Here is a 12,569-nt window from a genome sequence, read left to right as displayed (position 1 = left end):
TATTTTAAAAAAACGTAATCTATACGTCTAGAAAATCTCAGTTTTGGAAGAGTTGCTAGAAAATTTGATGCATAAAAAAAGTGAAAAGAACAAGTGTTTCCGTTACAATGAAATTATAAAATATTCTCCAGAATGAGGGGGAACAGCGATGTCTTTTGTACATCTTCATGTTCATAGTGAATATAGTCTTTTAAGAAGTACGGGTAAATTAGAAGAATTAGTAAAACAAGCAAAACACTTAGGATATGAGGCGTTAGCTATAACAGATATAGATGCCATGTATGGTGTCATTCCTTTTTATAAAGCTTGTCTAAAAAATAATATAAAACCGATTATTGGTGTTGAATTGGCATATGTCAAAAACCAAGACGAAGTAAAAAAGGATCATCACCGACTTTTATTTTTAGCGGAAAATAATGAAGGCTACCAATCACTTATTAGGCTTACGACGAGAGCACAGGAAAAGTCGTCAAGCTTTGGTCCATACGTAACTTATGAGGAATTACAGGCTAACAGTAACGGTGTGATCGCTATCTCTCCCTTTGCGGAGGGGTTAGTTCAACAATACATATATGACAAACAAGATGCGAGTGCCCTTCAACATTTTGAATGGCTACAAAGTATTTTTGGGAAAGAAAATGTCTTTTTAGAATTGCAAAATCATTGGCGCCAAGAGGAACGAGAGAAACTTCTAGCTATATCCAATTGGCTTAAAGGAAAAGAAGATGCAATACGAGTCATAGCGAGTAACCATATTCATTTTACACATAAGGAGCAGCATGATGCGCATCGGGCAATACAATCGATACGTTTAGGTATTAAGCTTGATGAACTACCTCATGATTACTCATCTTCTGAATACTATTTAAAATCAATCGATGAAATGCATCACCTTTTTAAAAAGGATGGAGAGGCAAGTCGCAATACACTAAGGGTAGCCGATAAATGTAACGTAAAAATTGAATTAGGGAATATGATTCTACCTCATTTTCCTCTTCCGAACGAAACAACAGCTACTGAATACTTGCGTGAATTATGTTATAAGGGTATTCAAGAACGCTATGAAAATCCATCGGAAGAGACATGGAAAAGACTAGATTATGAACTAGAAGTCATCTCTGAAATGAAATATGAGGACTACTTTTTAATTGTTGCAGACTTTATGAGATATGCCCATGAGAAAAAAATATTAACTGGGCCAGGTCGAGGCTCCTCTGCAGGATCAATTGTTGCATATGTACTTAAAATAACAAATGTTGATCCAATGAAATATGGTCTCATTTTTGAGCGTTTTTTAAATAGAGAAAGAATTTCGATGCCAGATATAGATATTGATTTTCCAGATAATCGTAGAGATGAAGTAATCCGCTACGTAAAAGAGAAATACGGGAGGACACATGTTGCACAAATAATCACATTTGGGACGTTAGCAGCAAAAGCTGCGATACGTGATGTCGGACGAGTTTTAGGTATTGAACTACCTATCATTGATAAAATTTCTAAAAGTATACCGTCTAGACCGAACATCACGCTAGAAAATGCTTTGAAAGAATCAACTGTATTACAGGGAATGATAGAGAGTGAAGAGAAGGTGGCAGAGCTATTTACGATTGCGAAAGAGGTCGAGGGACTTCCTAGACATTCTTCTATTCATGCTGCTGGAATAGTAATGAGTAAAGAACCATTAACCAATGTTGTCCCACTCCAGATTGGGAACGATGAGATGTATTTAACTCAATTTCCAATGGGCGACATTGAAGATATTGGTTTGTTAAAAATGGACTTTCTCGGTCTAAGAAATTTAAGCTTCATTGAGCAAATTTTAAAGCTCATTCATAACCAACAACACATCGATATAGAGTTAAATAACATCCCTTTTCATGACGTTAACACCTTTACTTTACTAGGTAAAGGGCAAACGAGTGGTGTATTTCAGCTAGAATCTACTGGTATGAGAAGTGTTTTGAAGAGATTAAAGCCTACAGAGTTTGAAGACATTGTCGCTGTAAATGCTTTATATCGTCCAGGACCGATGGAAAATATTCCTGTATATATACGAAGACTCCATAAAGAAGAGAAGGTGACATATCCACATCCTTCTCTTGAGGAGATTTTATCGCCTACATATGGAGTTCTAATTTATCAGGAACAAATCATGCAAATTGCTTCTAAAATGGCTGGTTTTTCTCTTGGAGAAGCGGATATTTTGAGAAGAGCTGTCGGAAAAAAGAAAAGGGATGTATTAGAAGAACAACGGCAGAAGTTTGTTCAAGGATCTATTAGTAAAGGATATGACGAAAAAGAAGCAAATGAAATGTACAATCTCATCCTTCGCTTTGCTGATTACGGCTTTCCGAGAAGTCATGCTGTAGCATACAGTATTATCGCCTATTACCTTGCCTATTTAAAAGCAAATTATCAGTTAGAATTTATGACTGCGCTTATGGGATCAGTGATACATCATCACGATAAATTAGGTGAGTATATTACCGAAGCGCGGCGAAGCGGAATGAAAGTTCATCCACCTTCTATTCAACAAAGTGAAGCACAGTTTTCTATAAAAAATAAGGACATTTGGATTGGTTTACATGCGATAAAAAATGTTGGAGTTCAAGCCGTTCAGGCCATTTTAGAGGAAAGAGCAAAATCTGATTTTGACAGTTTATTTGATCTTTGTGCACGTATTCCTACTAGGTTGTTACCTAAAAGAGCATTAGATGCTCTCATTGTAGCAGGAGCACTTGATTGTATTCATGATGATAGAGCACAGCTCTTAGCTAGTGTAGACGACGCAATAGAGTATGGTGAAAAATTACGTGAGCAAGAAAAAAATGCCCAAACAGAGCTTTTTATAGAAGAAGTGAAACAACCAGAATATATGTCTGTTCCACCTTTATCAAGTAAAGATCGCTTAAACTTTGAAAAACAAGTGCTTGGTTTTTATGCGTCTGGGCACCCGATTGAATCGGAGTTAGCACTTGTAGAAAGCTTTGGAAGACTTTCGGTTATTGATGCGAAAGAAAAAAAGTCTACGTTGCGAATAGCAGGGATGATTGAAGATGTGAAAGTCATTAAAACGAAAAAAGGAGATCAGATGGCTTTTGCCCAATTATCAGATGAGACAGGCGAGATCGATTTAACATTCTTTCCAGAAGTGTATAAAGATTGCCGCTTAAAACTCCAAAAGGGAGAACTTGTTTTTGTTCAAGGAAATGTACAAGAGCATAAAGGAGAAGGAAAGGTTGTTGTAGAAAAGTGTACAACAATATCTTTGTTGAAATCCAAGAAGGCAAAAGGGACGGAACCAACGCTATATTTAAAAATTAATGCGCTACATGAAAAAAAAGGATTAACAGCGTTAAAGAAAGAATTGGAGATGTCTCCAGGTAACGTAAGCGTGATTATTGTTTACGAAAGAACAAAGAAAGCATTACATTTATCGGAAATGTGGAATGTTTCTGCTGATGAGAGATTATTATTAAAACTAAGAAGTCTATTAGGAAAAGAAAATGTTTATTTAAAAGGTCATAAATAATCAGCTAGTTTCAGGGGTTAAATACATTCTTAAAGCTTACATCGATGGATAAGAGAATATTAAGGGATGTATAAGCTAGAATATTTTGTTATAATGTTAGTTGCTCAAGTGGTCAGACCACTTTCATTTTGTAAAAAGGGAGAGTTGGAATTGACGAACCTACGTGAAGAAGCATTACATATGCATCGGTTAAAGAAGGGGAAGTTAGAAACGAGAGCAAAAGTACCTGTTCGAAATTCCGAGGATTTATCTTTAGCGTATTCACCAGGAGTAGCCGAACCTTGTAAAGAAATTTTTGAAGATCCCCAATCAGTATATGAATACACTGTAAAGGGAAATATGGTTGCTGTTGTATCTGACGGTACAGCAGTGTTAGGGTTAGGGAATATTGGACCTGAAGCAGCAATGCCTGTGATGGAGGGGAAAGCAGTTTTGTTTAAATCCTTTGCAGGAGTAGATGCTTTTCCAATTTGCTTAAACACAACGGATGTAGAGAAAATTGTAGAAACTGTAAAGGTTTTAGAACCAACTTTTGGTGGAGTAAATCTGGAAGATATTTCAGCACCTAGATGTTTCGAGGTTGAAGAGCGCTTAAAAAAAGAAATGAATATTCCAGTTTTTCATGATGATCAACATGGAACAGCCATAGTCACTGCAGCGGGATTATTAAATGCCTTAAAGTTAACAAATAAATCTTTACAAGAAATAAAGGTTGTTGTTAATGGCGCAGGAGCAGCGGGAATTGCTATTATTAAGCTTCTAAAAAGTATGGGGTGCAAGGACTTCATATTATGTGATTCTAAAGGAGCAATATATGAAGGGCGCCCATATGGGATGAATGACTTAAAGCATGAACTTGCACTAGTGACTAACCGAGGTAAAAAGGAAGGCTCTCTTGAAGACGTGGTTAAAGAAACAGATGTATTTATTGGAGTATCTGTTGAAGGAGCTTTAAGTAAAGAGATGGTTCAAAGTATGAATGATGACCCTATTATCTTTGCAATGGCAAATCCAATACCAGAAATTATGCCTGAAGATGCAAAAGAAGCGGGTGCTAGTGTCATTGGTACTGGTAGGTCCGATTTTCCAAATCAGGTAAATAATGTTCTTGCCTTTCCTGGGATTTTTCGCGGAGCTTTAGATGTTTACGCAACGCACATTAATGAAGAAATGAAGGTTGCTGCAGTAAAAGCTATTGCCGATTTAGTGAGCGAAGAAGACCTAGAAGCTGACAAGGTTATTCCAGCACCATTTGACCCCCGCGTAGCACCAGCAGTTGCTAAAAGTGTTGCACAAGCTGCTATGGAGACTGGTGTCGCTCGTAGAAAAGTAGACCCAGAAGCTGTTGCAAGAAAAACGAGAGAACTAACAATCATAGAAGATGGTTAAAAATAATAAGGCAGGTGCCCTTTTTAGTGTCTAAAACGAACAAAGTTTATTTAAATATATTGAAAGAAATTGATCGAATTATTCATGCAGATCAATTGTCACCAGGAGATAAGCTTCCTTCAGAAAGAGAACTAGCTGAACGGCTAAACGTCGGCAGGTCTTCGGTGAGGGAAGCGCTACGCTCCCTAGAATTATTAGACTTGATAGAGACGAGAAAAGGAGAAGGGACGTTTATCGTCGAATCTGGGGGACATAAACTTGCAGAAATATTAGCTAGCTTTTTTTTACGAGACATAAAAGCTCGGCAAGATGTAGTAGAAACAAGAAATATAATAGAAACTGAAGCAATTAGATTAGCTTGTAAAAGAATTACAAGTGATCAATTAAATAAATTGCGTGATATTATTCAGCAAACAGTTAGTAAATGTGCTGGAGGCAAGTATCCAATAGAAGAAGATTATTTATTTCATAAATTGCTAATGGAAGCGAGTCACAATCGGTTAATGCTCAACATTTGGCGTCCTCTTGTAGCGTTTAGTAAAGTAGCACTAAAAGTTTCATTAGCACAGGATGAAAGTAAAATAGAACACAATATTGTAGAGGAGCATGATGCTATATATCAAGCCTTAGTTAGTAAGGATGAACCATCTGCGGTAGCTTCATTACAATATCATTTAAAAAATAGTCGCCTTTAATGAAGTAAGAATAGTTTTCATAGTCTTTGATGTAGAAAGGTGGGATTGACAGTGACAAAGATACGAAGTTTATTTTCAAAAAAGAAAAAGTATGCAACAATCCCTTCAGAACAAGCAAAACAGGAAGTTCCAGAGGGCCTCATGACTAAATGTCCAAGCTGTAAGACAATAATGTATACGAAAGAATTACGTAAAATTAAAATGGTATGTAACGGCTGTGGATTTCATCATAAAATCACAGCAATAGAAAGACTAGAAATGACTTTAGATGAAGGAAGTTTTAGAGAATACGATAAGGATATGATCGCTACAGATCCATTAAACTTTCCGTCATACAAAGAAAAGTCTGAGTTAGATCGTAAGAAAACGAAAATGAACGAAGCAATAGTTACAGGGGAAGGGACGATCAATGGTTTTCCCACTATCATTGGTGTAATGGATTCTAGATTTAGAATGGCAAGTATGGGATCAGTTGTAGGAGAAAAGATTACGAGAGCAATTGAGCAAGCAATTGAACAGGACAAGCCATTTATTTTATTTTGTGCATCAGGTGGGGCAAGGATGCAAGAAGGTGTATTTAGTTTAATGCAAATGGCTAAAACATCAGCTGCATTGAACCAACTTCACGAAGAGGGACAACTATTTATTAGTGTGATGACACACCCAACTACAGGTGGGGTATCAGCTAGCTTCGCATCCATAGGTGATATCAATTTAGCCGAACCAGGTGCGTTAATTGGCTTTGCAGGTCGTAGAATTATTGAACAAACAATACGACAAAAGCTGCCTGATGACTTTCAAACAGCAGAGTTTTTATTAGATCATGGTCAACTGGATAAAGTCGTATCAAGGCATGATATGAAAGCCACTTTAACGACTATTCTGGAACTACATCAACCTCAAACGAAATGATAAAGGAGGAAGTACGATGGCGGAGCAGCAATTACCTTTCGAAAAGCCAATTATAGAATTAAAGACTAAAATAGCAGAGCTAAAAGAATTTACTGCTGAAAAAGGGATTGACTTATCTGGTGAAATAGAAAAGCTAGAAGGTAGGTTAGAGCAGTTAGAGAAGGATATATACGGAAACTTAAATCCATGGGAAAGAGTACAAATAGCACGGCATAGTAAACGTCCGACTACAAAAGATTATATCGAACGTCTCTTTACTGATTTTATTGAATTCCATGGTGATCGTTTATATGGTGATGATAAAGCAATTGTTGGTGGAATCGCAAAATTTAATGATACACCAGTTACTGTCATTGGGCACCAACGAGGTAAAGATACGAAAGAAAATATAAAAAGAAATTTTGGAATGCCTCATCCTGAAGGGTACAGAAAAGCTTTGCGTCTCATGAAACAGGCCGAGAAATTTAATAGGCCGATAATTTGTTTTATAGACACGAAAGGAGCAGACCCGGGTATTGAATCAGAAGAAAGGGGGCAAAGCCAGGCCATTGCAAAAAATTTAATAGATATGGCTGGATTGCGTGTTCCAATTATATGTGTTGTTATTGGTGAAGGTGGAAGTGGTGGAGCACTTGCATTAGGAGTTGGGGACCGAATATTTATGCTTGAAAATTCTACTTATTCTGTTATTTCTCCTGAAGGTGCTGCGGCGTTACTATGGAAAGATTCAAGTTTAGCAAAAAGAGCAGCAGAAACAATGAAGATTACAGCACCTGATCTAATGGAGCTTGGACTAATAGATAAAATGATTCCTGAGATTAGAGGTGGTGCTCACCGAGACATCGACAAGCAAGCACTTGAGATTAAAAAAGTGATTACTAATTCTTTGAAGGAATTGAAAAATATGTCACCGGATGAAATTGTCACAAAACGTTACGAAAAATTTAAGAATATGGGAGAATATACAACTGAAAGCGATACCATGCTGATAGAATAAGGAATATGCTTTCCCAAAAATGGGAAAGCGTTTTTACATTTGCAATTCCTCGTATTGTTTTTAATAAATGAAAATGGTATTTTTAACACATATTAAAAAAAAAGAGTTAGTTTATGAAGAGGTGAAGGTATAAATGAAACGTATTGGCGTTCTTACAAGTGGTGGAGATTCACCAGGAATGAATGCAGCCATTCGTGCCGTAGTTCGTAAAGCAATTTTTCATAATTTGGAAGTGTATGGTATTTATTACGGCTACGCAGGCTTAATAAGCGGAGATATTAAGAAACTTGAAATAGGTTCTGTAGGAGATATTATTCATCGTGGTGGAACAATGTTGTATACTGCACGATGTGAAGAATTTAAAACATTAGAAGGTCAGAAAAAGGGAATAGAGCAACTAAAGAAATTTGGTATAGAAGCACTTGTCGTTATCGGTGGAGATGGGTCCTTCCAAGGAGCAAAGAAATTAACGGAACATGGATTCCCAACGATAGGTGTACCTGGTACAATTGATAACGATATCCCTGGTACTGATTTTACGATCGGCTTTGATACAGCACTAAACACTGTGATAGATGCTGTCGATAAAATAAGAGATACTGCAACGTCTCATGAACGTACATATGTAATAGAAGTGATGGGAAGAGATGCTGGAGATATCGCTTTGTGGGCTGGTTTGGCCGATGGAGCAGAGTCAATTTTAATTCCAGAAGACGATTTTAGTATGGATGATATTATAGATCGTCTAGAAAAAGGGCATAAAAGAGGAAAGAAGCATAGTATTATTGTAGTTGCAGAAGGCTGTGGATCAGGTGTTGAGATTGGTAAAACAATTGAGGAAAGAACAAAACTTGATACACGTGTTACAGTTTTAGGCCACATTCAACGTGGTGGTTCACCAACTGCATCAGACCGAGTGTTAGCAAGTCGATTAGGAGCTTATGCAGTTGAATTATTGTTAGACGGTGAAGCTGGTAAAATGGTAGGTATTGAAAAGAATCAGCTAGTATCACACGACATTGACGAAGCATTATCAAGAAAGCATACAATCGACCTGAATATGTATAAGCTTTCAAAGGAATTATCCATTTAACATAGCCCTTCAGCTATTTGTAGAAGATGTGATGCATTTTTAATAGCTAGGACAAGCTATTTTGTCCTGGCTTTTGTATGGGAATAGGCAAATAGTTGTAGACTATATATAAGCTATTGTTTTAATTATGAGGAGGAAATAAAAAGTGAGAAAAACAAAAATAGTTTGTACGATTGGTCCTGCGAGTGAAACTGTAGAAAAACTAGAACAATTAATATCTGCTGGAATGAATGTTGCGAGATTAAATTTTTCCCATGGTGATTTTGATGAGCATGGAGCTCGTATTAAAAATATTCGTGAAGCTGCAAATAAACTAGGTAAACCTGTTGCGATTCTTTTAGATACAAAAGGTCCAGAAATCCGTACACAAACGGTTGAAGGTGGAGCTATCGAATTAGTGAAAGGCTCTGCGCTTAAAGTAGCTATGACTGAGGTAGTTGGTACGACTGAGAAAATTTCAGTAACATACCCTGGACTTGTTGATGATGTACAAGTTGGTTCAACAATCCTTCTAGATGACGGGTTAATTGAATTGAAGGTTACAGAAGTCGGTAATGAAGAGTTAACGACTGAAGTAATGAATAGTGGTACATTGAAAAATAAAAAAGGTGTCAACGTTCCTGGTGTCAGTGTTCAGTTGCCTGGAATTACAGAAAAGGATGCAAACGACATCGTTTTCGGTATTGAGCAAGATGTAGATTTTATTGCGCCATCTTTTGTGAGAAAAGCTTCGGATGTGTTAGAACTTCGTGAATTACTTGAAAAGCATAACGCTGGTCATATTCAAATCATCCCTAAAATTGAAAACCAAGAGGGTGTAGACAATATTGAAGAGATTCTTGAAATCTCTGATGGTTTAATGGTAGCACGTGGAGACCTTGGCGTTGAAATTCCTGCTGAAGATGTACCGTTAGTTCAAAAAGAGTTAATTAAAAAGTGTAATGCACAAGGGAAGCCTGTTATTACAGCTACACAAATGTTAGATTCCATGCAACGTAATCCTCGCCCAACTCGTGCAGAAGCTAGTGACGTAGCAAACGCTATATTTGATGGTACGGATGCAATTATGCTATCAGGTGAAACGGCTGCCGGTGATTACCCAGTAGAATCTGTACAAACGATGAGAAACATTGCGTTGAAAACTGAAACAGCGCTTAAATATAAAGATATTCTTCGTAAAAAGACGAAGGAAAGTGAACACACTATTACAGATGCAATTAGCCAATCTGTATCACATACTGCTCTTAATTTAAATGCATCAGCTATTATTACTGCAACAGAAAGTGGACACACTGCAAAAATGATTGCGAAATATCGTCCGCAATCTCCAATTGCTGCAGTAACAAGCAGTGAGCGTGTATGTCGATCATTAGCGTTAACTTGGGGTGTATATCCATCTGTAGGTCATAGTGCTGATTCTACTGATGAAATGCTACAAATTGCAGTAGAAGGAGCTTTACAGACGGGGTTAGTACAGTATGGTGACCTAGTTGTTATTACTGCAGGTGTACCAATTAACGAAAAAGGTACAACAAACATTATGAAGGTACATGTAGTAGGTGAAGTTGCTGCTAAAGGGCAAGGTGTAGGTCGTAAATCTGCTACAGGTAAAGTAGTTGTTGCTAACAGCGCAACAGAAGCTCTTAACAAATTAAATGATGGTGATGTATTAGTAACAACAAATACAGACCGTGACATGATGGAGGCTTTTGAAAAAGCTGGAGCAGTTATTACTGAGCAAGGTGGCCTCACTTCTCATGCTGCTGTTGTTGGACTAAGCTTAGATATTCCTGTAATTGTTGGTGTTGAAAATGTAACTTCACTCTTTAATGAAGGTGAAGAAGTTACAGTTGACGCGCAACACGGATATGTTTATAAAGGACAAGCAAACGTACTTTAAATGACTGAATAGAGTCTGTCCAAATTTGCTAGTGAAAGTTCGATAAGGTTGACTCAAAAGGTTTAGTAGAACCTTGAGTCAACCTATTTTTTTCGAATCACATAAAAGAGGGTATTTTTAGGGAAAATGTATTTTATAAACATACTCATATGTTTATAGCTTTAAACAACAAAAGATATTAATGGTATAATAGAAACATTAATTATTAAATATGAATGAATGTTTACTCGTGAGAAGTATACATAAAGGTGGGGAAGCAATATGGGGCGTTTATTTTTTTTACTTATTATTATTGTACCGGCTCTAGAAATTTGGGTGTTAATATTGTCTGGAAATATGATAGGTGTGATCCCAACGATTCTATTAATTATACTAACCGGTGTTTTAGGTGCTGCCTTAGCTAAAAGGGAAGGACTAAATGCAATAAGGACAGCACAGATGCAAGCATCACAAGGAATGGTACCGAGTAGCGTACTTTTAGATGGAATATGCATATTAGTTGGTGCAGTTGTATTACTTACACCGGGTTTTATAACGGATGCTATCGGGTTCTTCTTGTTACTGCCTTTAACGAGAGGGGTTTTCAAAGGCTTTCTCCAAAAAATGTTTCAACGCATGATTCGTTCTGGAAACATCGTGTTTCATTCAAATAAAAGGTGGTAAGAGTTTGATGTAACCCTCTCAACTTCCTTAAAAGCAACGTTCTACTTTAATAGAGACAAAAAAAGATGTTATAAGGGAAGTCCCTTTGACATCTTCTTTTTCAGGAGTGATTCTTTAATGTTACTCCCATTATCGTCCTTTTATATAATAAAACACTTCATCAATCACCCCAGCTCGAATGACTGATTGAACAAATATGAGCAATGCTGGACCAAGTAGTAAACCTAACACGCCGAATAATTGATAGCATGCAAAGAGTGATACTAATAAAGCTAATGGCGGGATTCCCATATGTTTTGACATCACTTTTGGCTCAGCTAAATTTCTTTGAATTATGACAATAGCATAAAGGATAGACAATCCTATCGCTAATCCCCAATGGCCAGAGAAAAAAGTGTATAGGATCCATGGGATAAAAACTAACCCTGTACCAAGGTAAGGTAATAGATCAACGATAGCAATTAATAATGCAGTGGTTATTGCATAATCTACGCCTATAATTAATAAACCAATGAAGACAATAACTCCAGTCATTGAAACTAATATTAACTGTGCAAATACATAACCTACAATGGCCTTTTTCCACTGCTCTGTCATTCTATTAGCTATCACTTTTATTTTTTTTGGTGTTTTCGACTCAAGCCACTGCATCATCGTCGGCCAATCTTTCGTAATAAAAAAAGCTCCAAGTAAAGCAAAAAAGAGAACAGTAATGGTATTAGGTAAAGCCATTAGAAAGTCTGCAAATCCATTGAGGACATATTGTATAATATTGCTCATTTGTTCCCCGAAGTTACTCAAAAGTCTCTCTAAGGACTGATGAATAGTGGTTTGTTGACCTGGATCTAATTGAGAAGAAAATGCGATAAGCCCTTCATATATAGGGAGTAAGTAAGTGTCGAACCATAAGTGAATGAACTCAATGCCATCATGAATATAAGTTGGAAGCTCCTTAGTTAAGTAACTAAGTCCTGCGACAATTTCAGCGACTAGTAAGGTAATGAGAGCTGAAAAAGTTAAAATAAAGAAAACAATAATTAATAAAACAGCTGAAGATCTATTCCACCCAAATTTATTTTCGATAAAATTTACTGCTGGTAAAAAAATAAGAGAAATAATCAATCCAATTAAAAAAGGATAAAGATAAATAGTAAGGATATAAATAAGTGCAATAATAAGGAGTAGGTAAGTTAATACGATACTTGCACGAATAAAGCGTTGAATATAAGTGTCCTTATGCATGATCACTCCCCCTAGACAAGCTCTTAAGACAATGTATGCTTTCTAAGGGAGAATATGCTCTTGAAAATTCTTGCTCTGAAGCTTGAATTGCAAAACATAAGTGAAAGTATGAGCAACATTTTTTTAATTATAATTTTCATATG

At 36.6% G+C, this 12,569-nt stretch carries 9 protein-coding genes; 8 read left to right on the top strand and 1 reads right to left on the bottom strand.

Annotated features, from left to right (window positions below):
* Positions 1-148: 148 nt before the first annotated feature.
* The 8 genes from dnaE to BCELL_RS15915 all read left to right on the top strand — a co-directional run bounded on the left by dnaE (position 149) and on the right by BCELL_RS15915 (position 11,184).
* Positions 149-3,535 (top strand): DNA polymerase III subunit alpha, encoded by a 3,387-nt coding sequence (gene dnaE, locus BCELL_RS15950; protein ID WP_013489803.1) that lies wholly within the window; start codon positions 149-151, stop codon positions 3,533-3,535.
* Between the two features lie 180 nt (positions 3,536-3,715).
* Entirely contained in the window at positions 3,716-4,924 is a 1,209-nt protein-coding gene (gene ystJ, locus BCELL_RS15945) for an NADP-dependent malic enzyme (protein ID WP_041809122.1), read from the top strand.
* A 26-nt stretch (positions 4,925-4,950) separates the two neighbouring features.
* Complete coding sequence (locus BCELL_RS15940) at positions 4,951-5,619, top strand: FadR/GntR family transcriptional regulator (protein WP_013489801.1); 669 nt, start codon at positions 4,951-4,953, stop codon at positions 5,617-5,619.
* Between the two features lie 51 nt (positions 5,620-5,670).
* Positions 5,671-6,531, top strand: coding sequence for an acetyl-CoA carboxylase, carboxyltransferase subunit beta (gene accD / locus BCELL_RS15935; RefSeq protein ID WP_013489800.1), 861 nt, complete (start codon positions 5,671-5,673; stop codon positions 6,529-6,531).
* A gap of 16 nt (positions 6,532-6,547) precedes the next feature.
* On the top strand, positions 6,548-7,528 hold the full coding sequence (gene accA, locus BCELL_RS15930) for an acetyl-CoA carboxylase carboxyl transferase subunit alpha (protein ID WP_013489799.1): 981 nt from the start codon (positions 6,548-6,550) through the stop codon (positions 7,526-7,528).
* Positions 7,529-7,661: 133 nt separating this feature from the next.
* Complete coding sequence (gene pfkA, locus BCELL_RS15925) at positions 7,662-8,621, top strand: 6-phosphofructokinase (RefSeq protein ID WP_013489798.1); 960 nt, start codon at positions 7,662-7,664, stop codon at positions 8,619-8,621.
* A 145-nt stretch (positions 8,622-8,766) separates the two neighbouring features.
* Positions 8,767-10,521, top strand: coding sequence for a pyruvate kinase (gene pyk / locus BCELL_RS15920; protein ID WP_013489797.1), 1,755 nt, complete (start codon positions 8,767-8,769; stop codon positions 10,519-10,521).
* Between the two features lie 261 nt (positions 10,522-10,782).
* Positions 10,783-11,184 (top strand): FxsA family protein, encoded by a 402-nt coding sequence (locus BCELL_RS15915; protein ID WP_013489796.1) that lies wholly within the window; start codon positions 10,783-10,785, stop codon positions 11,182-11,184.
* 129 nt (positions 11,185-11,313) lie between these two features.
* On the opposite strand, the gene ytvI is transcribed toward BCELL_RS15915, so the two are convergent.
* Positions 11,314-12,426: a sporulation integral membrane protein YtvI gene (gene ytvI / locus BCELL_RS15910; protein ID WP_013489795.1), complete on the bottom strand. Its 1,113-nt coding sequence runs from the start codon at positions 12,424-12,426 to the stop codon at positions 11,314-11,316.
* Between the last annotated feature and the right edge of the window lie 143 nt (positions 12,427-12,569).

Source organism: Evansella cellulosilytica DSM 2522, from assembly GCF_000177235.2.
GTDB classification, from domain to species: domain Bacteria; phylum Bacillota; class Bacilli; order Bacillales; family Salisediminibacteriaceae; genus Evansella; species Evansella cellulosilytica.
Note: the sequence above shows the minus strand (reverse complement) of the source record. Positions and strands in the feature narration are given on the sequence as shown.